Source organism: Actinoplanes sp. CA-142083, from assembly GCF_050942195.1.
Lineage (GTDB): Bacteria > Actinomycetota > Actinomycetes > Mycobacteriales > Micromonosporaceae > Actinoplanes.
Genome location: NZ_CP192076.1, coordinates 5,502,871 through 5,524,613, shown reverse-complemented (window position 1 = coordinate 5,524,613; position 21,743 = coordinate 5,502,871). Strand labels below are relative to the sequence as shown.

Sequence of the window (21,743 nt, the reverse complement as noted above, 5' to 3'; positions counted from 1 at the left end):
GCAGCCGTGGCCCGTGGGAACAGCATTGTTCCGCTATTCGTCGACGCGCTCGCCTGGGCCGCCGGACTCAATCTCGCCGTGCTCACCCGGTACGAGTTCGGCCTCGACGCCCGCCATTCGGCCGGCACCGTCCCGATGATCGCGCTCGCGGTTCTGCTGCAGGCCGCCCTCGGCCACGCCCGGCATCTCTACCGGGGCCGCTACCCGTTCGGCACGCTCGAGGACGTCCGCACCGTCTGGCAGACCGTCCTGGTCACCACGATCGCGCTGCTCGTGCTCGACCTGCTGCTGCCGGGCTCGCGGGTGCCGCCCGGCGCGCCGCTGGTCGGCGGGCTGCTGGCGCTGGTCTTCATGCTCGCGGCCCGGCTCGTGTGGCGGCTGCGGCTGGACGTCCGCTCCCGTCCCGACGAGCGGGTCGCCACCCGGGTGCTGCTGTTCGGCGCCGGCTCGGCGGGACGCAACCTGCTGCAGTCGATGCGCTACGACCCCAACGGGCGGTACCTGCCGGTCGGGGTGATCGACGACGATCCCCGCAAACGGCGGATGGTCTTCTACGGCGTACCCGTCATCGGGAACCGCAACGACATCGCCGCGCAAGTGCACCGCACCGGCGCGACCACCGTGGTCCTCGCCGTGGCGAACGCCGCGGCCGAGCTGGTGCGCGACATCCGCGACCTGGCGACCGACGCCGGCGCGGGCTTCCTCGTGGTGCCGTCGGTGACCGAGCTGATGGACCGCCAGATCAACGTGCGGGACCTGCGCGAGCCGGAGGTGACCGACCTGCTCGGCCGCCACCAGATCGACACCGACCTCGACTCGATCGCCGGCTATCTGACCGGCAAGCGGGTGCTGGTCACCGGGGCGGGCGGCTCGATCGGGTCGGAGCTGTGCCGGCAGATCCACCGGTTCTCCCCGGCCGAGCTGATGATGCTCGACCGCGACGAGACCTCGCTGCAGGCCGTCCAGCTGTCGCTGGACCCGCAGGCCGCGCTCACCGATCCGTCGCTGCTGCTGGCCTCGCTGCGTGACGTGGACCGGGTGCGCGAGATCTTCCGTACGCGTCGCCCGCAGGTGGTTTTCCATGCGGCCGCGCTCAAGCACCTGCCGCTGCTCGAGCGCTACCCGGGGGAGGCGGTGAAGACCAACATCTGGGGGACGCTCGCCGTGCTGTCGGCGGCCTCCGAAGTGGAGCGGTTCGTCAACATCTCCACCGACAAGGCGGCCGATCCGGTCAGCGTGCTGGGCTACTCCAAGCGGATCACCGAGCGGCTGACGGCGTACGTGGCGCGGCGCAGTCCTGGCACGTTCCTGAGCGTCCGTTTCGGCAACGTGCTCGGCAGCCGCGGCTCGGTGTTCACCACGTTCAGCGCGCAGATCGCCGCCGGCGGCCCGGTGACGGTGACGCACCCCGACGTGACGCGCTACTTCATGACCACCCAGGAAGCCGTCCACCTGGTGATTCAGGCCGCGGCGATCGGGCGCGACGGCGAGGCCCTGGTGCTCGAGATGGGCGAGCCGGTGCGGATCGCCGAGGTGGCGCGGCAGATGGTCGACCTGGCGCCGTCCGAGGTGGAGATCCGCTACACGGGCCTGCGTCCCGGCGAGAAGCTCGATGAGGTGTTGTTCGGCGAGGGCGAGATCGACGTGCGCCCGCTCCACCCGATGATCTCCCACGTCCAGGTGCCGCCGCTCGACCCGGGCGAGGTGCGGGGCATCGACGCGAACGCCGACCCGGCGCTGCTGGTGGCGGAGCTTTACCGGCTGTGCGCGCTGCCGGCCGAGGCTTCACGCCCGGCCGCGTGACGCCTTTGCGATGGCCGCCTTCGTCACGGCCGCCTTGCCTTTGCCGTGGCCGCCTTCGTCACGGCGGCCTTGCCTTTGCCGCGGCCGGCGGCGAGCTAGGACGCCTGGCGGACGGGGGCGTCGGCCAGCCAGACGTCGGCCAGCTCGGTGAGGGGGATCTCGAGAGCACGGCTGAGGCCGACCACGGTGCCGAACGCCGGCGCGGGCAGCCGGCCCGCCTCGATCTTGCGCAGCGTCTCGGGGGAGATGCCGGCGGCCAGAGCCACCTCGACGAGGCCCCGGCCGGCCCGCGCGGCCCGCAGGGCGGCCCCGAGGCGCTGGCCCGCGGCGATCTGTTCGGGGGTCAGGGGTTGGCGAACCATGCCCGCAGGATAGTCCCCCTCCGGGCGTGGTATAAAAATACCGCCACGGAGAGGGAGGCTGTCGTGATCGAGCTCAAGTCCGCCGCGGAGATCGGCCGGATGGCGGTGACCGGCCAGTTCGTCGGCGAGCTGCTGGCCGAGCTGAGCGGGGTCGCCGCGGTCGGGGTCAACCTGATGGACCTCGAACACCACGCCCGCCGTCGCATCAAGGAGCGCGGCGCCGACTCCTGCTACTGGGACTACGCCCCCTCGTTCGGCCGCGGCCCGTTCCGCAACGTGCTGTGCCTGTCGGTCAACGACGCGGTGCTGCACGGCCTGCCGCACGACTACCTGCTGCGCGACGGCGACCTGCTCAGCATCGACATGGCGGTCGGCATCGACGGCTGGGTCGCCGACTCGGCGCTCTCGGTCGTCGTCGGCGCCCCCGACCCGTCGGACCTCAAGCTGATCGAGGCCACCCAGGTCGCCCTGGAGGCCGCCATCGCCGCCGCCCGCCCCGGCGGCCGTCTCGGCGACATCTCCGCCGCGATCGGCGAGGTGGCGCACTCGTACGGCTACGGCGTCAACGGCGAGTTCGGCGGCCACGGCATCGGCCGCCTCATGCACGAGTCCCCGCACGTGCCCAACAGCGGCCGCGCCCGCCGCGGCATCAAGCTCGAGCCCGGCCTCACCCTCGCGATCGAGCCCTGGTTCTGCAAGACCACCGACAAGATCCGCTACGACGAGGACGGCTGGACGATCCGCTCCGCCGACGGCTCCCGCACCGCCCACTCCGAGCACACGGTCGCCATCACCGCCGCCGGCCCCCAGGTCCTGACCCGCCGCCCCGCTCCGGGCGCGACCGCCGCCGACCCGGCCAAGAATCCCGCAGCGGCCTCCTGACCAGCGTCGGCCAGCGGCTCCTGACCAGTGCCGGCCGGCGGCCTCCTGACCAGTGCCGGCCGCACGTCTCGTCCGGCACGGCAGCTGGGCCCGCCAGTGGATGCCGTAGCTCAGCGGCGGGAGCTTGTCGTGGCGGCTTTCTAGGGCATGGCGACGGCCGGTCGCGGTGTAATGATGGCCGGGCTGGGGTCCGCCATGGCCCGGGGGGTGCGTGGTAGCGGCGGGTGCGGCCGCTCGCGGTCGCTGCCAGATCTCGCTATGTGGCGGCCGCTACCGGTTCTTGGGACCGTGTCCCACATTCCGGCGGGCCGTCCCGACGTCTGAATGCACCAGCCGCATGCTGGGATCAGTCGATGTCAGTCACCGGAAATAATGGGATATATCCGGTGGTGGCTTGTGCCGGCCGACGAAGGATGACGAATTCCTGCGCGCGCTGAACAGCAGTTCTCCAAGATTGCGGGGGGCCGGGCGGCGGTTCGCGCCATCGGCGCGGACCGAAGTTCGTTGATCTCCGCGGCGCCCACAAGCCGCCCCCCGCCCCGGCACTGGGTGGGGCCGAGTAGAACAGGCGGGTACGACATTTCCGAGGCGGCCGTCCACAGGCGGCGGGGGTCAGGCGACCGGGACGGGCTCGGCCGTCCGAGGGGCGGGCGTGGGGCGGGTCGACAGCCAGCAACCGGCGGCGACCAGGGCGAAGCCGGCCACCGTGCTCCAGCGCAGCGACTCGTTCAGCAGCAGGACGCCGAGCAGGACCGCGACCACCGGGTTCACGTAGGTGACCAGCCCGGCCCGGTTGGAGCCGGCCTCGGCGACCAGCGCGTAGAAGGCCAGCAGCGCGACCGCGGTGCAGAACACGCCGAGGGCCGCGAGGGAGGCCCAGGCGTTCGCGTGCACCGGCTCGGTGGGCCAGGTCCAGATGGCGAACGGCGCCAGCACGACCGCCGTGATCGCGGTGGTGCCGCCGGCCAGGGTCTCGGCCGGGATGTCGGCGGCGCGGCGCTGCACGAAGATGGTGGCTACGCCGTAGCTGACCGCGGCCAGCAGCACCATGCCGGCGCCGAGCAGGCCGAGGCGGTCGCCGGAGACGTCCAGGCCCACCAGGACGGCCACCCCGGCGAAGCCCAGGACCAGGCCGATCACGCGGATCCGGGTGAGGGGCTCGGCGCGCGAGAGCAGCAGGGCGATGACGACCGGCTCGACGGCGATCAGCAGGCCGGTCAGCGAGCTGGTGATGTGCACCTCGCCGTACGTGATCAGAAGAAACGGCCCGATGATGTGCACCACCGCTAGCACCGACACGGTTCCCAGGCGTGCGCGAAGCGCGCCGAGGGTCCCGCGCGCCGCGGCGACCGGCAGCAGCACCAGGGCGGCGATCAGGCCGCGCCCGGCGACCACGAAGACGGGGGAGAGGTCGTCGATGGCGACCTTGATGAGGAAGTACGGGATCCCCCACAGCACCGAGACGAGGAGGAACAGCAGCCAGGCACGTCGATTCACACCTCGACTCTTTCGTCCTAGAGTCATAAGCGGTAGTGGTGACTTGCTGATGCCGTGTTAAGGGGAGCTGATGATCGACGTACGCCGGCTGGCCGTGCTCCGCGAGGTGGCGCGGCAGGGCAGCTTCAACCGGGCGGCCGCGTCCCTGCGGCTGACGCCCTCGGCCGTCTCCCAGCAGATCAGCGCGCTCGAGCGCGGCCTCGGCGTGGCCGTGGTGCGGCGCAGCACCCGCGGCGTCGAGCTGACCGAGGCCGGACGGGTGCTGGCCGAGGCGAGCGACGCGATCACCGCCGAGCTCGCCAACGCCGAGGAGGAGATCTCCCGGCTCGCCACCCGGCGCACCGAGCGGCTGACCGTGGCCACCTTCACCAGCGGCGGCCAGCGGCTGTTGCCCCCGGCGCTGCTGCGCTTCACCGCCGAGCACCCGGGCGTCGACCTGACCGTGCTGGAGGTCGAGCCGGACGACAGCCTGCCGCTGGTGCGCTCGGGCGCTGCCGACCTCGCGCTCGCCTACCATTTCGACGGGCCGCCGCCGATCCGGCCGGGCGACCGGTCGGGACTGACCTGGACGCCGCTGCTCGACGATCCGATGTGGATCGTCCTGCCGGCCGGGCACCGCCTCGCCGGGCGCGAGTCGGTCTCGCTGGCCGACCTGGCCGGCGAGCGGTGGGTGCACGGCTGCCTGTCGGTCGGCGACCTGCTCGACCACTACTCGGCGATGGCCGGCTTCGAGGTGATCACGGCCTGCCGGGGCACCGACTACATCTTCGCCCAGTCCCTCGTGCGGGCCGGGGTCGGCGTGAGCATGATCCCGCAGGTGGCGCTCACCGCCGACCTGGGCGGGCTGGCGACCGTGCCGCTCGACCAGCCCTGCCCGTCCCGCTTCGTCGGCATCGTCACCGCGCAGCGCCGCCTCCGGCCGCTGGCCGCCGCGCTCGCGGAAGCCCTGCACGCGACCGTGGCCGGCCTGCCGCTACCGGCCGCGTAGGACCTCCAGGACCAGCGGGTCGATGGCGCCGGCGACCAGGCGCTCCTCGAGGTTCTCGACGCCGGCCCAGTCCGCGAGGGCCTCGTCGAGGTCGGGCTGGGTGTGGCCCTTGGCCCCGAGCAGCTTGCGCACCTCCTCCGCGGTGACGCCGGTGAGCGGCAGCAGATCCGCGGGGTCCGGGCGCTCGAAGTACAGCGTGTGCAGCTCCAGCAGGCGCGACAGCTCCGCCACCGGATCCGGGTGGTCGTCGACCCGCAGGTCCACCCAGACGTCGCTCGTACCGCCGTACCCCATGCCCTTGGCGACCACCAGAAGCGCCGCACTCTGCCGGCCACGACGATCACCTCCGGCGAGATCGCCGGCGCGCAGCGCCGCGAGCAGCCGGTACGCCAGCCGCGCCTCGGCCGCCGACGCCTGCCACGCCACCCCCATGGCGTCGACCACCTGCGGTCCCGCCAGCATGTTGCCCTGGATCGCGAACCCGTCGCCGGCCGTGCCGCCCGCCCACGGATGGCAGTCGCGCCCGGTGAACGTGCTGCCCTCCCCGTCCGGGCCGACCACCCCGACCTGCCGCTGCGCGACCGGCCCCGAATCGCCGGCGACCAGTGCCTGCACGGTGTGCGCCGCGCTCACCCCGGTCTGCAGCAGCGTCAGGGTCTGCGGGCGGTAGGCGAGATTCGCGTACGACTGGGTGGCCACCGCGCCGACCCCGGCGAGAGCGGCGGGCACGGCCGCGCCGACCCCGAGGAACTTGCTGGCCACCGCGACACCGTGGGCGAGGCCGTCGGCGGAGCGCGCGACGATCGAGAATGTCATGCGCAGTATTTAACATCCCGGACCCATCCGGCCTATGTGTACGGACAATCCGGGGGCATATGCTCCGCTCTGGAGACGTGATCCCCGTCAGTGCCCGCCGCCGCCCTTGGCGGGCCGACGCTGGACTGAACGCCTGACGGCGCCCGGTCCGAAGTGCTGCGGGCGCGCATGGTGGTTGCCGCGACCGGTACGCCCGCAGCACCTCTATGACTGCGGCGTCAGCTGCTCCCGGAGGTAGGTCCACACCGTCGCCAGCACGGCCGCCACCGGCACCGCGAGCAGGCTGCCGACGATGCCGGCCAGGCTGCCGCCCAGCGTCACCGCGAGCAGCACGACCGCCGCGTGCAGGCCCAGGCCGCGGCTCTGCAGGATGGGCTGGAAGACGTTGCCCTCGAGCTGCTGCACCAGCACGATGATGCCGAGCACGATCAGCGCGTCGGTCGGGCCGTTGGAGACCAGCGCGATCAGCACCGCCACGAAGCCGGCGAACAGCGCCCCGACGATCGGGATGAACGCCGTGACGAAGGTCAGCACGGCCAGGGGCAGCACCAGCGGCACGCCCACTATCCACAGGCCGAGGCCGATGAACACGGCGTCGAGCAGGCCGACGAGCGCCTGACCCCGTACGAAAGAACCCAGGGTGTCCCAGCTGCGCGCCGTCACCTGCGGCACGTCCGTGGCGAGACGGCCCGGCATCTGCCGGGCCAGCCACGGCAGGAACCGGGGACCGTCCTTGAGGAAGAAGAACATCAGGAACAGCGCCAGCACCGTGGTGACCACGCCGTCGACGATCGTGCTGACGCCCGAGACCGTGTACGTGACGATGCTGCCCACGCTCTCCTGGAGCTTCTCGACCGCGGTGTCGAGCGCCTTGGTGACCTGATCGTCACCGATGTTCAGCGGCGGACCGGCCGCCCACGTGCGCAACTTCTGGATGCCGTCCTCGACGCCGGTGGCGAGCTGCGGCGACTGCGACGCCACCGGCACCGCGATGCCCACGATCGTGCCGCACGCGGCCAGCAGGAACGCCACCATCACCGCCGAGGCGGCCAGGGCCGGCCGCCAGCCGTGCCGGCGCAGGAACCGCACCGGCGGCCAGGTCAGCGTCGTGAGCAGCAGGGCCACGGTCAGCGGCCACACCACCGACCACATCTTGCCGAGGATCCACAGCGCCACCGCCGTCATCAGCAAGACCAGCAGGGTCTGGCCGGACAGGCGCGCGGAGGTGCGCAACGCGTCGCGGGTCTTCGGGGCGCTCAACGGCATGAAGATCACCTTGCCACGATCGGGGGTGTACACACGACCGGTCCGATTCCTCTGACCCTTTCGCGGCGACGGTGCGAAGGTGACTCAACACGTGTTGCCGGAGTTGCGCCCGATGTGGTGGGAGCACGGCATGCGCGCCCGCGCCGAATGCGGGCTGCGCGGCGTCTTCGCCCAGCTGCCCCGGCTGATCGGCGAGGCGCTGCGGATCGGCTGGCGCGCCGACCGGCTGCGCACATGCCTGGTGGCGGTGGCGACGGTGGCGTCCGGGGCGATGGCGACGTTCGGGCTGCTGGCCACGCAGCGGGTGCTCGTGGAGCTGTTCAGCGGCGGGCCGACGCCGGAGCGGGTGCGCGCGGCGCTGCCGGCGCTCACCCTGCTTGCCGCGGCGATAGCGGCGCGCGGGGCTGCGAGCATGGTGACCGGGTACGCGTTGAACGGGCTCACGCCGCAGGTCAACCGGGAGGTCGAGCGCCGTCTTTTCGAGACCACTTCCGCCGTACGCCTGGAGGCCTTCGACGAGGACAGTTTCGCCGACGACATGGAGCGCGCCGCCCGCGGCACCGAGTCGGCGATAGTGCTTGTCAACGAGGTGTTCAACCTGCTGGCCGGGGTGGTGGGGCTGCTCGCCGTGGCGGTCGCGGTGGTGGTGATCCACCCGCTGCTGCTGGCGGCGCTGCTGGTGGCGACGGTGCCCAGCGCGTACGCGTCATTGCGGGCCGGACACTCACGCTTCCGCACGTTTCTCGCGGGCTCGGCGCGACGGCGCCGCCTCTGGGTCCTGCAACGGCTCATGGCCGAGCGGATCTCGGCGCCGGAACTGCGCTCCTACGGCCTGCGTGATTTCGTACTCGGGCTCTACGACCAGGTGATGGGGGCGCAGACCCGGATCGAGATGGGCCTGGCGCGGCGTGTCACGGCCACGACCGCGGTGGGCGCGGTGATCGGCGGGGTCGCGCTGTCCGGGGTGTACGCGTTGCTGGGCGCGCTCCTGGTGAACGGCTCGATACCCCTGGCCGCGGCCGCCACTTGCGTCGTCGCCGTGCAGACCGCTCAGCGTTCGCTGTTCGTGGTGACGTTCCAGGTGGACCGCGTCTTCGCCAACGGCCAGCACTTCAACGAGTACGTCGGATTCATCCGGACGGCTGCCCGTCATCTGCCGCCTGTCGCTCCCGCCGCGCCGCCACCGTCGCGGCTCCGGGAGATCACCCTCGCGGGCGTCAGCCTGCGCTACCCCGACCGGGACGCGCCGGCCGTCGACAATGTCACGCTCACCATCCGGGCCGGCGAGACGGTGGCGCTCGTCGGCGAGAACGGCTCGGGTAAGACCACCCTCGCCGCGATGATCGCCGGCCTGCGCGCGCCGTCGGCGGGGAGCATCCACTGGAACGGCCGCCCGCTCGGCGACTGGGACCCGTCGCTGCTGCGCCGGCGCGTCTCGGTGGCGCTGCAGGACCACCACCGCTGGCCGTTCACCGCCGCGACCAACATCGCGCTCGGCGACCTCACCGGCGACCCGCACCGTCCCCGCATCGAGTCGGCCGCCGCGATGGCCGCCGCCCACGACATGATCAAGGAGCTCCCGTACGGGTACGACACGCTGCTCGACCGCACCTTCGCCGACGGCCAGGACCTCTCCGGCGGCCAGTGGCAGCGCATCACGGCGGCCCGCGCCTTCTACCGCGACGCCGACCTGCTCATCATGGACGAGCCGTCGTCGGCGCTCGACCCGCGCGCCGAGGACACCCTGTTCCAGGCCATCCGCGGGCGCCAGGGCCGCCGCACCACCATCCTGATCACCCACCGCCTGGCCAACGTCATCCACGCCGACCGCATCTTCGTGCTCCACGACGGCGCCCTGACCGAGCAGGGCACCCACCGCGAGCTGGTGCGCGCCGGAGGCCGATATGCCCAGCTCTTCACCCTCCAGGCGGCGGGATATCGACTCTGAATGCCTCCCGGCCCGGCGGCTCGGGAATCATGTCGGTATGCAGACTTTTGATGTGGTGGTCGTCGGGGCCGGGCCGGGGGGCGAGGTCGCCGCCGGGCGGCTGGCCGAGGCGGGGCTGTCGGTGGCGATCGTCGAGGCCGACAAGGTCGGCGGCGAATGCTCCTACTATGCGTGCATACCGTCGAAGTCGCTGCTGCGCCCGGGTGAGCTGCTCGCCGAGGCGCGGCGGGTGCCCGGCGTCCGCGAGGCGGTCACCGGGAAGCTCGACGTGGCCGCGGTGCTCGGCAAGCGGGACGACAACATCGGGCACCTCGACGACGCCGGGCAGGTGCCGTGGCTGACCGACCGGGGGATCACGCTGGTGCGCGGCTGGGGGCGGATCGCGGGGGAGAAGCAGGTCGCTGTCGGCTCCCAGGTCCTCACGGCCCGCAAGGCGGTGATCCTCGCCGGCGGGACGGTGGCCAACATTCCGGACATCGACGGGCTCCGGGACGCCTCGCCGTGGACGAATCGTGAGGCGACGACGGCATCCGACATTCCGGGCTCGCTGATCGTGATCGGCGGCGGGGTGGTCGGGGCGGAGATGACCCAGGCGTACGCGTCGCTCGGGTGTCAGGTGACGCTGGTCGAGGGGGAGCACCGGCTGCTGTCGCGGGAGGAGGAGTTCGCCTGCGTGCAGGTCACCGAGGCGCTGACCGAGCAGGGCGTGGACATCCGCACCGGTCAGTGGGCGACCGCCGTGCGGCGTGACGGCGACAAGATCACGGTGACGCTCTCGGACGGGAGCACCGCCACCGCCGACCAGCTGCTGGTCGCGGCCGGGCGGACGCCGCAGTCGCGTGACCTGGGCCTGGAGGCCGACGGCTACATCGAGGTCGACGAGCGAATGCGGGTGCCGGGCAAGGACTGGCTGTACGTGGTGGGCGACCTGAACGGGCGGTCGCTGTTCACCCACATGGCGAAGTACCAGGCGGCGATCGCGGCCGCCGACATCCAGGGCCAGGACATGGTCGTCGACCACATCGCCGACGGCCCCCGCGCCCCGCGCGTGATCTTCACCGAGCCGGAGGTGGCGGCGGTGGGCTACACGGCAGCCGCCGCGGCCGCCGCCGGGATCAAGGTGCGCGTGGTCGACATCGGGACCGAGGCCAACGCGGGTGGCGCGTTCACCGGCGGCGGCCAGGGCACGTGCCGGTTCTTGGTCGACGAGGACCGGCAGGTGCTGGTCGGCGTCACCTTCACCGGCTCGGAGGTGGCCGACTTCCTGCAGGCAGCGACCATCGCCATCGTGGGCGAGGTGCCGCTGAAGCGGCTGCGGCACGCGATCCCCGCGTTCCCGACGCGCAGCGAGATCTGGCTCTACCTGTTCAACTCCCTGGGACTCTGACGCCTCTGGCCAGGGACCGCCCCAGGGTCCGACCTGGGGCGGTCCTGGTGCGCCGACTACATGGCCTGAAGCTCCCACCCTCCGTCGTCGTTGGTGGCGCCGAGGCCGAGCAGGATCTGATCGAACGTGTTCCCGTCGTTGTCGTCGGTGTAGGCCACCGCCACCTCACCCCAGGCCGACACGGCGAGCACCAGCTGATCCTGCCGGCCGGTGGTGGTCTGCGTCAGCGCCTGAGCCGGAAGCCGCCCGGTGACGGTCCCGTCCGGGTTGTACCCGCGCGCCCACCCGTCGACCCCGCCGACGGTCCAGCCCACCGCCACATCGGCCTGGTCGTCGATCCCGATCGCCGGCGCCGCGCCGCCGCTCGCCACCTCGACGTCGGCGTGCCGCGCGGTGCCGTTCGCCGTGAACGACCGCTCCCACACGCCCGAGGTCCCGGTGTGGTCGGAAACCCAGGCCACGGTGAAGTCGCCGTTGTGGTTCGCCGCGATCGCCGGGCGGTTCTGCTGCCCGCCGCCGTTCAGGTTCGCCACCCGGGCGCTCAGCAGCACCGCGCCGTTCGCGCGGGCCAGCCGGGTGAGGCCGATGTTGTCGTACGCGTTCGCATCAGCGTCCTCCTCCCACACGATCGTCGCGTCGCCCGAGGCGCCCACGGCCACGTCCGGCCGGTGGTGCGCCCCCGCGGTCTGCGAGGCCGTCTTCTCGTACGCCTTGGTCGTCGTCCCCGTGTAGCCGGCGGCCTTGACCGTCACCGCCGAGGTCTGCACGTCCTCCCACACGACCGTGAACGCCACCGCGGTCGCACTCCCCGAAGCGCCGTCCGGGTCCACCGCGACCCGGGGCCGGATCTGGTCGCCGGTCGCGTCCGCGTTGGCCTGCCCCGACCCGAGGATCGTCCCGGTCGGCGACACCACCCGGTAGGGGATGTTGAAGTACCCGTTCCCGTCCGGGTCGTCCGCCCACACCACGACGGCGTTGCCGCGGTCGTCGAGCCCCACGTCCGGCGTGATGTGCTTCCAATTGGTGCCGCTGGTCCCGCCCGGGGACAGCTTGATCTCGTACGCGGCGGCGCCGTTGACGAAATAGCGCAGGTAGATCTCGGAGTGGTTGTCGTTCTCCGGGGCGGTCGTGTCGCGGTCGTCCTCCCAGACGACCGCCACCCCGCCGTTGCGGTTGGCGGCGATGGCCGGCCCGTCCTGGTCCCCGGTGGCGACGCTGTTGGCGGGCGACCAGGTGACGCTGGCGCCGGCGAGCAGCAGAGACAGCAGTGCCTGCATCGTGAACTCCCTAAACGGCCTGGAGGCCGGGGCGGCCGTCGAGGATGACGAAGGACTTGAGCGTGCTGACCGCCGCGCCGTGCTGGGTCACCAGCGGCACCGACCGGAAGTCGGCCCGGACCTGGCTCTGCCCGATCGTGGCCAGCGTGTAGCCGCGGCGCGCCGAGTAGAACTTCAGGTGCGGGTTGGTCGACGCGTTGGGGATCGTCGTGGTGGCCGAGCCGTCGCCGCCCGAGGCGATCGAGGTGCAGACCAGCTCGGTGCCGATGGTCGCCGAGCCCGAGCTCGCGTAGTCGGCCTTGAGGTCGTTGGCCCAGGCCGCGTGCACGTCCCCGGTGAGCACGAGCGGGTTGCGGACGCTCCGGTCGAGCCACCCCTGCTGGATGCGGCTCCGCGAGGCCCGGTACCCGTCCCAGGCGTCCATGTTCGCCGCGCCGCTCGCGTCGAACTGCCGGGCGAAGAACACCTGCTGGCCCAGGATGTCCCAGGTCCCGAGGTGCTGCCCGAGACCGTCGAGCAGCCACGCCTCCTGGGTCGCGCCGGTCAGCGTACGCGTGGAGAGGTCGGCGTCCCCGCACGCCTTCCACCCGTCGCCGCAGGCCTGATCGTCGCGGAACTGCCGGGTGTCGAGCATGTGGAACGTCGCGAGCTTGCCCCACCGCACCCGCCGGAACAGCGGGATGCTGTTGCCCGACGGCGCCTGCGCGGGCCGCAGCGGCATGTTCTCGTAGTACGCGCGGTACGCCGCCGTGCGCCGCGCGGTCCATTGCGCCGCGGTCAGCGCCGGGCTGCTGTCGGCGCGCACGTTGGTCGCGTAGTTGTTCTCCACCTCGTGGTCGTCCGGCACCACCAGCCACGGCGCGATCGCGTGCGCCGCCTGCAGGTCCGGGTCCGACTTGTACTGCGCGTACCGGCGGCGATAGTCGGCCAGCGACACGATCTCGGCCGTACCCGCGTGCTCGCGCACCGACCCGCTGGTCGCGCCGTCCTCGTAGATGTAGTCGCCCAGGTGCAGGATCAGGTCGGGCCGGTCCTCGGCCATCCGGCGATACGCGGTGAAGTAGCCCGACTCGTAGTGCGCGCAGGACGCAAAGGCCATCTTCAGGTCGCGGCCGAAGGTGCCAGTCGCCGGCGCCGTGCGGGTGCGGCCCACCGCCGAGACGTGGCCCTGGGCCCGGAAGCGGTAGAAGTACTCCGCGTCCGGCGACAGCCCGCCGGCCACCACGTGCACCGAATGGGCGTCGGCGTACCGGGCCGTCACCGTGCCGCTCGCGACCAAGGTGGCGAAGGACTCGGTCGCCGACACCTGCCAGTCGACGGCGACGTCGGCGTTGGCCATCCCGCCCTGGCCGTCGGCGTTCAGCGGGGAAGGCGCCAGGCGGGTCCAGAGCACCACACTGTCGGCCGCCGGCTCGCCGGAGGCGACGCCGAGCTTGAAGGGAAAGGGCGCCGCCGCCAGTGCCGTGCGGGCCGGGAGGACGAGAGCTCCGGCGGCGGCGACGCCGCCGAGGATGAACGTTCGTCGATGCAGCGAGGTCATGCCGGTCACCCTGGGTGGGCCCGATGAAGACCAAGGGCAACCACGGGTACGGCCGGATGACCGCATCGATGTGTACGAATGAAGGAGATCCTGACCCGCGGCGAACGACGGACGACCACGAGTTGTCCGGCCGGCCGAGCCGCAGGTGAGCCAGGTGCCGCATAAGGTGAACGACATGGGTCAGCGGATTTTGATCACGGGCGCCCGCCGGGGAATCGGCGCCGCTCTCGCCGTGGGCCTGGCCCGCCCCGGAAACTCGTTGCTGCTGCATCACCTCGACGCCGCGTCGGAGGCCGAGACGGTGGCCGGCCTGTGCCGCGACCTGGGCGCGAAGGCCGAGCTCCTCGACGCCGACCTCGCCGACCCGGCCGCCGCGCAGTCCCTCGCCCGGGCCGCGGGCCCGATCGACGTCCTCATCAACAACGCCGCCAAGGCTTCGAACGTCGACATCGGCGTGCTCCCGCTCGACGAGTGGCAGAAGACCTTCGCCGTCAACGTGACCGCGCCGATGCTCCTGGCCCAGGCCCTCAGCGTGGGGATGGCGGAGCGGGGCTGGGGCCGCGTCATCAACGTCGTCTCGCCGACCGTGCGCATGGGCGGCCCGTCGGGCCCGGCCTATGTCTCGAGCAAGGCCGCCCTGATCGGGCTGACCCGCTCCCTGGCGCGCTCTCTCGGCCCCGCCGGCATCACCGTCAACGCCCTCTCGCCCGGCGCCATCCGCACCGAGGGCGAGGCGGAACTGGCGGACGGCCGCGACGCCGAGACCCACGCCCCGCTCGTGGCCACCCAGGCCATACCGCGGTCGCTGGTGCCGGAGGACCTGGTCGCCACGGTCCGCCTCCTGGTCTCGGACGGCTCGGGTGCCCTCACCGGCCAGGTGATCGAGGTAGGCGGCGGTTTGATCTTCCGCTGATCCGGGCCTGTTCGTCGCGACGCTCTGCTGCATGGCGGCCATGGTGGCCTTGATCGCCAGTCAGGCGAGTGCCAATTCCGCGGCCTGTGGACAATCGCGGTTATCCACAGGCCGCCAAGATTTTTCCCCGGCCCCGCCCGGACCTGCCTAACGTGCTGCCCATCCCCGCAAGGGGCCCGCACAAGCCGAAGGGCTCAGGTCGATGGACAACCTCACGTCGTATCCCGTTGCCGCCATGCTCAGGCACGCCTTCACCGCCCGCGTCCCTGGCGCCTCGTTCGCGCCTAACGCCTCGATCGTGCTGCGCGCCTTGACCGTGCCTCGCGGCCGGTCCGTGTCCGCGGCCGCCGGGCGAGGTTCGCTCCGGCGGCCACCGGCCGGGTGTCATTCCTGGGTGGCGTGGTCCCGCAGGTCGCGAGTGGCTTCCTCGCCCGGCGTGCGCGCCGACAGGTGGTCGGCCAGCGTGGCGGGCCGCCGCACCGGCGCCGGCGGCTCGTCGACCGGCCGCCGCATACGCGGAACCTTCCCCGACGTGTAATCGCTCAGATCCGCCGGCCGCGACTCCCGCAGGTGGTCCGCCAGATCGGCGGGCCGCCGCACAACCGCCGGCGCGACGTTGGACGCCTTTGCCACCGGCGCCTTGGCCGCGGACGTGCCGATGGCAGGCGCGTTCGCCGTGGGTGTGCCGATCGCAGGCGCGTTCGCTGTGGGTGCGCCGATGGCAGGCGCGTTGGCCGCGGGTGCGCTGACCGGAGGCGCGTCGACCACAGGCGCGTCGACCACAGGCGCGTCGACCACAGGCGCGTCGGCCGTAGGTGCGCCGGCCACCGACGCATCGGCCGGCGTGCTGGGTGCTCCGGCGGAGACGGGTGCGTCTGGCACGGACGCCGACGCGGCAACCGGCTTCGGCGCCTCCGTGATCGGCTCGGACGTGAGCGGCTCGGGCGTGAATGGCGCGGGCGTAACCGTATCGATCGCCGCGTGCTGGATCGGCGCGTCCGCGGTCGGCAGCGTGCCCGAAGTTTCGCGCTCGGGCGCCGTGTCTGGCGCCAGCGCCGCCGCCGTGGACAGCGGTGCAACAGGCGTCTGCTCGGCGTCAGGTGCCCGTTCTACGTCGGATCCGTGCGGCGCGTCGGGTGCCTGCTCTACGTCGGATACCTGCGGCGCGTCGGGTGCCGGCTCGACGGCGGGTGCCTGCGCCGCGCTGGGTGCCGGCTCCGTGCCAGGCGTCCGCGCCGGGTCAGGTGTCCGCGCCGGGTCAGGTGTCCGCGCCGGGTCAGGTGTCCGCGCCGGGTCAGGTGCTTGCCCGGCGGCGGTCATCGGCGTGGGCGGCGTGGGTATGTCGGCCGGCGCTGAGGCAGCCGGCCCGGCAGCGGCTTGCGGCTGCGGCTGTGGCTCGGTCATGGACTGCTGCTCCGGAAGGGAGGGAATAGGCCGCCGGGGGAGCGGCTGATCGCCGAGCGTAGCTGGGCGGCGGGCCGATGTCTGCCCATCGAGGCCGGTCGGTTGCGGCGGCGGGTTCCCTACCAGGTCGGAGGTGCGGGCTTGCGTGTACGCATCGAGGTCGGAGGGCCTACTCCCCGTGTTCGCGGGCCGCCGCGAGGGGAACCGGTCGGCCAGCGACGAGGGCCGCCGCGCCCCGCGACCGGCCTGGTCGGTGGCTGCCGCGAGCCCGGTGGTTGCGGTGGGCGACGTGAACTCGCTTGCGGCGGGTTCGTCCGCGGCGGGCGTCGCGGAGTCGCCGGCCGCCGCGACGGGTTCGTCGACGGCAGGCGTGGCGGAGTTGCCGGCTGCGTTGACGGGCTCGTCGACGGTCGGCCCTGCGAACTCGTCGACAGCGGTGGGCTCGTGCGTCGCGAATGGCACAGGCTCGTGCGCGGCGCCTGGCTCGTGCGCGGTCTCTGGCTCGTGCGCGGCGGCTGGCACTGGCTCGTCTGTTGCGGCTGGCACCGGCTCGTCTGTCGCGGCTGGTGTCGGCTCGTCGGCGGTCGTGGGCGGGTGGGCGGCGGGCTCGGTCACGAACGGCCGGTAGATGACGGGATTGCTTGCCGACTCGAAGCTCTCGGCCGGAGGAACCGAGGAGGAGGGCTCGGCGGGGTTAAAGGGCTCCGCCAGAGGCGATGCGTCCGACGCGGGTGTGGGGTCCTCCGGCGTCGTGGCCGCTGTGGGGGTGTAGGTGTCCGTGGACGGCTCGGGCAGGTCGGGGACGAAAGGCTGGTAGGAGGTGGTCTCGGCGGCGGTGTTGGCGAAGTCGGCCGCGTACCTCTCGTAGCTGCCGGCGTCGTAAGGCTCGGGGGCGAACGGCTCGTAGCCGGACTGCGCGCTGGGCTCTGCCGGGAGCGGTTCGTGCGTGACTTCCGGCTCGGCGGGAGTCGACTCCTCATGGGCGGCTTGCGTGAAGTCCGGGAAGCCGGCGTCGTGGAGGGCGGCGTCCGGGACGGCGGCGCCCGGGAGGGCGGCGTCGGGGAAGGAGGCGTCGGCGAGGGGGGCGTCTGGGAGGGAGGCGTCCGGGAACGAGGCGTCGGCAACCGCGGTGTCTGGGAACGGGCTGAGGTCCGGGTCTTGGGTGTCGGCTCGGTCGAAGGGGGAGCTGGCCGGTTCGGGAGTGTCCTCGAGCGGGGGGACGTAGGAGGAGGGAGGGATGTAGGAGGACGGGGGAGTCCAGGGGCTGTCGTAGGGGGCCAAGTCCGAGGAGGTCGCCGGTGGGAGGGGCGCCGGGGTCACCGTGGGGGTGCTTGGTGGGCTGAAGAAGAAGCCGTCGTCGTCGGCTACGGTCCAGTCCGCGCGGGGGGACTCGTGGGGCGAGACCGTGGGTAGCCATGTGGTGGGCTCGGACAAGGTTGGGTTGCCGGGGACATACGGCGTGCTGGACTGGCCTGTCGGGGAGTCCCACGGGCGGGCCTCCGCCGCCTGGGCGAAGGCTGGGGTCTCGTCGTCGGCTGCTTCTTCGAACGCTGGGGCGTCCCCGGACGGATCGAACGAAGGGCCGTCGGCGAACGAGTCGCGGTCGGCGAAAGGGAGGGCTTCGGCGGATGAGTCGCGGTCGGCGAAGGGGAGGGCTTCGGCGGATGAGTCGCGGGCCGTGAACGAGAGGGCTTCGGCGGACGTGTCGCGGGGTGTGAACGAGAAGTCGTCGTCGGCGGTGGGCGAAATGTCCGCGTGGGTGCCGGTCAGGGCCGGACGGTCGGCGTCCCCATCGGCGTCGGTGTAGGGAGGCTCGTCGTCGAGGATGAGGGCGTCGACGATGGAGTCGTCGTCGGCTGAGGACGAGGTTGTGGGGGTGTCGTCGGGGACTGTTTCGGCCTCCACCTCCTCCAGCGGCGGGGAGCCGGCCAGGTTGATGATGGCCGTGTCCTCGAAGCGGGCGAAGACCTGGGTCGCGTCGTCCGCGGAGAGGGAACCCGCGGGGAGGGCGAAAGGCGAGGAAGCGGCCGGCAGCGCGTGACGGTCCGGGTCGGCGGCCGAGGAGGAGAGGCCGGCCGAGGAGGAGGCTGCCAGCGAGGAGGTGCCGGCCGAGGAGGAGGCTGCCAGCGAGGAGGTGCCGGCCGAGGAGGAGGCTGCCAGCGAGGAGGTGCCGGCCGAGGAGGAGGCGGCGAGGGAAGACGAAGAGTGTGTGGCTGACGACGAGGCGCCCACCGGGAGGGCCTGGGTGCCGGCGCCGTACGGCGCGTACCGGATGATCTGGGTGTCGTCGGGGGCGGCGTGCCGGCCCGACGATGCCGGTAGCGCGGGCGCCTCCTCGTACTCGGAAAGGCCTGCCCGCCGCTGAAGCCGCCGCAGGGGCCCGGGCGCCCACCACGCCGCGTCGCCCAGCAAACGCAGGACCGCGGGGACCAGGAGCATGCGGACGACCGTGGCGTCCAGGAGCAGGGCGATGATCATGCCGACGCCGACGAAGCGCATCGTCGTGACGGCCGACAGTGCGAAGGCGCCGGTCACGACGATCAGCAGCAATGCCGCCGCGCTGATCACGCGGCCGGTCCGGGACAGGCCGGTGGTCACCGCCTCGTCGGTGGACGCGCCGCGGGTGCGGGCCTCCACCATTCGGGACAGCAGGAAGACCTCATAGTCCGTGGACAGGCCGAACACCACCGCGGCCATCAGGACCACGATCCCGACCTCCAGCGGGGCGGGGCTGACGTCCAGCAGGCCCGAGCCGTGGCCCTCCTGGAAGATCCAGATGAGCAGGCCGAAGGTGGCGCTCAGGCTCAGGGCGCTCACCAGCACCGCCTTGATGGGCAGCAGCACCGAGCCGAACGCCAGGAACATCAGGACCAGCGTGGCGCCGACCAGCAGGGCGACCATCCACGGGAGGCGGTCGGCGGTGGCGTCGAGGCTGTCGACGTTGCGGGCCGTCGTGCCGCCTACCAGCAGTTCCGCGCCGGCGGGCACGGGGATGGCGCGGATCGCCTCGACGACGTCGCGCGCCTCGTTGCTGAAGGCGTCCTGCGTCTTCAGCGTGGCCGTGAAGAACGTGACGCCCTTGTCCTTGCGGGCCGCGCTGATCTGGGAGATGCCGGGGATCTGCCGCATCTGCACGGCGAAGTCGGCGGACGTGTCGGCGTTGCGCAGCACGATCTGCACGCTGTCGCCGGTGAACTGGGGATAGTCGGCCTTCAGCGTCTCGACGGCCACGCGGGCGGGGTCGCCGGCCGGGAGGATCCTCTCGTCGCTCTCGCCGAAGTGCACGTGCCGGATCGGGAACGCCAGCAGCAGCAGGAACGCGAGGATCGGCACGGCCACGGCGAGCGGGCGGCGCAGCACGAAACCGGCGACCCGGGCCCAGCCGCTGCCGGGCGCCTTGGACGAGGTGAAGGGAAGCCGCACCGGGATCTTGTCGACGCGCGGGCCGAGGACGGCCAGCATCGCGGGCAGCAGCGTCAGGGAGAGCACCGCGGCGAGGAAGACCGAGGCCAGGCCGCCGTAGGCCAGGGAGTTCAGGAAGCCCTGCGGGAACAGCAGAAGGCCGGCGAGGGCGATCATCAGGAGGGTGGCGGAGAAGACCACCGTACGGCCGGCGGTCCCGACCGTGCGGGCGACGGCTTCCGCGGGCGTACGCCCCTGGGCCTGCTCCTCCCGGAACCGGCCGACCATGAACAGGCCGTAGTCGATCGCCATGCCGAGGCCGAGCAGGCTGGCCACGTTGACCGCGAACGAGTTCACGTCGTGGTGGGCCGCGATCGCGTGCAGGATGCCCAGCGAGCCCAGCACCGCCGCGCCGCCGACCAGGACGGGCAGCGACGCCGCCACCAGCGAGCCGAAGATCAGCACCAGCAGGACCAGCGTGATCGGGACCGAGATCGCCTCGGCGGTGCCGAGATCCGCGGTGGAGCGCGACGAGGACGCGTCGGCCAGCGTGGTGGCGCCGGAGAGCTGGACGGTGGCTCCCTCGACGGCGAACTTGTCGTCGACCTCGCGGTACGCGTCGAGCTTCGCCGAGTCGTCGTCGCCGGCCAGGGTGATCACCGCGATGGCGCTGGACTTGTTCTTGGCCGCGTACTGGGCGGACTTGCTCGACCAGTACGAGGTGGCGCCCGTGACCGCCGACTTCGGCAGCTTCGCGAGCGACTCCTTGACCCGCTTGGCCAGCGCGGCGTCGTCGATCTTGCCTTTGGTCGGGGTGTAGATGACGACGAGGTCGCCGCCCTGCGCGCCGAACGTATCCCGCACGGTCTCCGCGGCCTGGGTGGACTCGCTGTTCGGGTCGTTGTACCCGCCCTCGGTCAGCTCCCCGAAAACACCCAGCCCCCAGACGCCGGCGCTGATCACCGCGACGAGCGCGACGGACAGTACCGGCCACCGGAAGCGGGCGACCCACGATCCCCAGCCCGCGAACACTATTTCCCCTTTTTCCCTAAAAACCTAAAAAAGCGTGGCGGCCGAAAGGGCCACCCCACCGCAACCGGACCCGAAGGCCTGCGCCGTCGTCCAGGTGAGATTGATCTTCGCGGCCTTGGGCGCGCGGTACGTGATCGTGTAGACCACCCCGCGGAACTGGCCGTCGCGCTGCTCCGCCGTGGCCGAGGCGGTCGCGGTGCCCGCCGACAATCGAGCCTGCAACACCCCCTTCGCCGACACGACGCCGAGGTAGAGCCGCAGGGTCCGGCTGGAAGTGGAGGCCGGCGCCGAGAGCGTGAACGCGTTCCCGGCCCCGCAGGTGCGGATCCCCGTCGGCGTCCCGTCGCTGTGGTCCACCGGGTCCCCGCCGGTCCACGCGAACCGCGTCGGGCTCAGCGCGTGCCGGAACCGGGGCGCGGTCGGCGTCCCCTCGAGGATCGCGAACCCGCCGTTCTTGTTCCGCTCGAGCGAGAACGTCCCGTCCTCACCCCAGTGCACCCAGTCCCGCTTGCCCTCGGCGGTCAGGTCGACCGTCGACGGCGCCCCGCCGGCCGCGATCGAGATGGCGCCCTGGTCCACCGGCTTCTTGCTCGGCGGCGGCGACGTGGACGGCGACAGCGAGGGGGACGGCGACGGGGACGACGGGGTGGGTGACGGCGACGCCGGCTCCAGCGGGATCAGCCCGCCCGGGCTCGCGCTGGGCACGGAGACTCCGCCGAGCGCGGCGGTGGGCGGCGGGTCCGGCAGCGGATTGCCGTGATCCGAGCGCATGGCCCGCGAGGCCACGATGCCGAAGCCGATCACGACGATCACGCCGGCCAGGATCACCAGGCCGGACGAGAGCAGCTCGTTCCACCCGCGCCGGTCGCGGGACTCCAGCTCGGGGGAGTCCGCGGCACGCCGGAGTCCGATGTGAGCGGTCCGTCGGTCCGGACCGCCGCGGCGCGCGGGAAAGCGACCATTACCGGTCGACGGCAAACCGACCCTCCCCTGGTCGTTCGCACGGCCCCGCCCGGCCGTGAATTTTCTTCGTTTGGTCTCGCTCAGTGAGCTGGCGCTGTGAGCCGGTAAACGATCTCATCTCACGCAGTGACGGTGAAGAACTATTTCAGTGACGATCCGAAAGGTCGATCACCCGCATTGGCGGTTCGGTGGAGGTTTCCCGCGGGGTTGGTCACGGCTACGGGTACCGTGTCCGAAGTTTCCCCAGCGTCCCCTACAGGAGA

Annotated in this window: 14 protein-coding genes; 6 read left to right on the top strand and 8 right to left on the bottom strand. The window is 72.3% G+C overall.

From position 1 onward, the window contains the following. Positions 1-6 precede the first annotated feature (6 nt). Positions 7-1,803, top strand: a complete 1,797-nt coding sequence (locus ACQPZX_RS25355) for a polysaccharide biosynthesis protein (RefSeq protein ID WP_433359660.1) — start codon at positions 7-9, stop codon at positions 1,801-1,803. A 95-nt stretch (positions 1,804-1,898) separates the two neighbouring features. Here ACQPZX_RS25355 and ACQPZX_RS25350 read toward each other — a convergent pair whose 3' ends face one another. Continuing rightward, the gene (locus ACQPZX_RS25350; RefSeq protein ID WP_433359657.1) at positions 1,899-2,165 is read right to left on the bottom strand and encodes a helix-turn-helix domain-containing protein; all 267 of its coding nucleotides are present in this window, start codon (positions 2,163-2,165) and stop codon (positions 1,899-1,901) included. A 63-nt stretch (positions 2,166-2,228) separates the two neighbouring features. Here ACQPZX_RS25350 and map point away from each other — a divergent pair, with 63 nt between their 5' ends. After that, complete coding sequence (gene map / locus ACQPZX_RS25345; RefSeq protein ID WP_433359654.1) at positions 2,229-3,047, top strand: type I methionyl aminopeptidase; 819 nt, start codon at positions 2,229-2,231, stop codon at positions 3,045-3,047. Positions 3,048-3,659: 612 nt separating this feature from the next. Here map and ACQPZX_RS25340 read toward each other — a convergent pair. Continuing rightward, positions 3,660-4,544 (bottom strand): DMT family transporter, encoded by an 885-nt coding sequence (locus tag ACQPZX_RS25340; protein ID WP_433359651.1) that lies wholly within the window; start codon positions 4,542-4,544, stop codon positions 3,660-3,662. A 70-nt stretch (positions 4,545-4,614) separates the two neighbouring features. Between ACQPZX_RS25340 and ACQPZX_RS25335 the strand changes: the two genes are divergently transcribed. Next, positions 4,615-5,532 carry a LysR family transcriptional regulator gene (locus tag ACQPZX_RS25335; RefSeq protein ID WP_433359648.1) on the top strand — a complete coding sequence of 306 codons (918 nt, stop codon included), beginning with the start codon at positions 4,615-4,617 and terminating at the stop codon, positions 5,530-5,532. Here ACQPZX_RS25335 and ACQPZX_RS25330 read toward each other — a convergent pair. Next, entirely contained in the window at positions 5,518-6,348 is an 831-nt protein-coding gene (locus ACQPZX_RS25330; protein ID WP_433359645.1) for a DUF1028 domain-containing protein, read from the bottom strand. The two genes, ACQPZX_RS25335 and ACQPZX_RS25330, sit on opposite strands and share 15 nt — an antisense overlap. A gap of 204 nt (positions 6,349-6,552) precedes the next feature. After that, positions 6,553-7,614, bottom strand: a complete 1,062-nt coding sequence (locus tag ACQPZX_RS25325; protein ID WP_433359642.1) for an AI-2E family transporter — start codon at positions 7,612-7,614, stop codon at positions 6,553-6,555. Positions 7,615-7,693: 79 nt separating this feature from the next. Between ACQPZX_RS25325 and ACQPZX_RS25320 the strand changes: the two genes are divergently transcribed. Beyond that, positions 7,694-9,562 carry an ABC transporter ATP-binding protein gene (locus tag ACQPZX_RS25320; protein ID WP_433359639.1) on the top strand — a complete coding sequence of 623 codons (1,869 nt, stop codon included), beginning with the start codon at positions 7,694-7,696 and terminating at the stop codon, positions 9,560-9,562. A gap of 37 nt (positions 9,563-9,599) precedes the next feature. Then, positions 9,600-10,949, top strand: coding sequence for a dihydrolipoyl dehydrogenase family protein (locus tag ACQPZX_RS25315; RefSeq protein WP_433359636.1), 1,350 nt, complete (start codon positions 9,600-9,602; stop codon positions 10,947-10,949). Between the two features lie 56 nt (positions 10,950-11,005). Here ACQPZX_RS25315 and ACQPZX_RS25310 read toward each other — a convergent pair whose 3' ends face one another. Further along, positions 11,006-12,226: a hypothetical protein gene (locus ACQPZX_RS25310; RefSeq protein WP_433359633.1), complete on the bottom strand. Its 1,221-nt coding sequence runs from the start codon at positions 12,224-12,226 to the stop codon at positions 11,006-11,008. Between the two features lie 10 nt (positions 12,227-12,236). Next, positions 12,237-13,766 (bottom strand): alkaline phosphatase D family protein, encoded by a 1,530-nt coding sequence (locus ACQPZX_RS25305; protein ID WP_433359630.1) that lies wholly within the window; start codon positions 13,764-13,766, stop codon positions 12,237-12,239. A 175-nt stretch (positions 13,767-13,941) separates the two neighbouring features. Here ACQPZX_RS25305 and ACQPZX_RS25300 point away from each other — a divergent pair, with 175 nt between their 5' ends. Then, positions 13,942-14,679, top strand: a complete 738-nt coding sequence (locus tag ACQPZX_RS25300) for an SDR family NAD(P)-dependent oxidoreductase (RefSeq protein WP_433359627.1) — start codon at positions 13,942-13,944, stop codon at positions 14,677-14,679. Positions 14,680-15,063: 384 nt separating this feature from the next. Here ACQPZX_RS25300 and ACQPZX_RS25295 read toward each other — a convergent pair whose 3' ends face one another. Together ACQPZX_RS25295 and ACQPZX_RS25290 are read right to left on the bottom strand one after the other, a co-directional pair. Then, positions 15,064-20,517, bottom strand: coding sequence for an MMPL family transporter (locus ACQPZX_RS25295; RefSeq protein ID WP_433359624.1), 5,454 nt, complete (start codon positions 20,515-20,517; stop codon positions 15,064-15,066). 24 nt (positions 20,518-20,541) lie between these two features. After that, positions 20,542-21,495: a hypothetical protein gene (locus tag ACQPZX_RS25290; protein ID WP_433359621.1), complete on the bottom strand. Its 954-nt coding sequence runs from the start codon at positions 21,493-21,495 to the stop codon at positions 20,542-20,544. Between the last annotated feature and the right edge of the window lie 248 nt (positions 21,496-21,743).

Coding starts and splice junctions, on each gene's coding strand:
- ACQPZX_RS25305 (WP_433359630.1), bottom strand. CDS start 13,766: ATGACCTCGCTGCATCGACGAACGTTCATCCTCGGCGGCGTCGCCGCC.
- ACQPZX_RS25310 (WP_433359633.1), bottom strand. CDS start 12,226: ATGCAGGCACTGCTGTCTCTGCTGCTCGCCGGCGCCAGCGTCACCTGG.
- ACQPZX_RS25350 (WP_433359657.1), bottom strand. CDS start 2,165: ATGGTTCGCCAACCCCTGACCCCCGAACAGATCGCCGCGGGCCAGCGC.
- ACQPZX_RS25315 (WP_433359636.1), top strand. CDS start 9,600: ATGCAGACTTTTGATGTGGTGGTCGTCGGGGCCGGGCCGGGGGGCGAG.
- ACQPZX_RS25330 (WP_433359645.1), bottom strand. CDS start 6,348: ATGACATTCTCGATCGTCGCGCGCTCCGCCGACGGCCTCGCCCACGGT.
- ACQPZX_RS25325 (WP_433359642.1), bottom strand. CDS start 7,614: ATGCCGTTGAGCGCCCCGAAGACCCGCGACGCGTTGCGCACCTCCGCG.
- ACQPZX_RS25335 (WP_433359648.1), top strand. CDS start 4,615: ATGATCGACGTACGCCGGCTGGCCGTGCTCCGCGAGGTGGCGCGGCAG.
- ACQPZX_RS25300 (WP_433359627.1), top strand. CDS start 13,942: ATGGGTCAGCGGATTTTGATCACGGGCGCCCGCCGGGGAATCGGCGCC.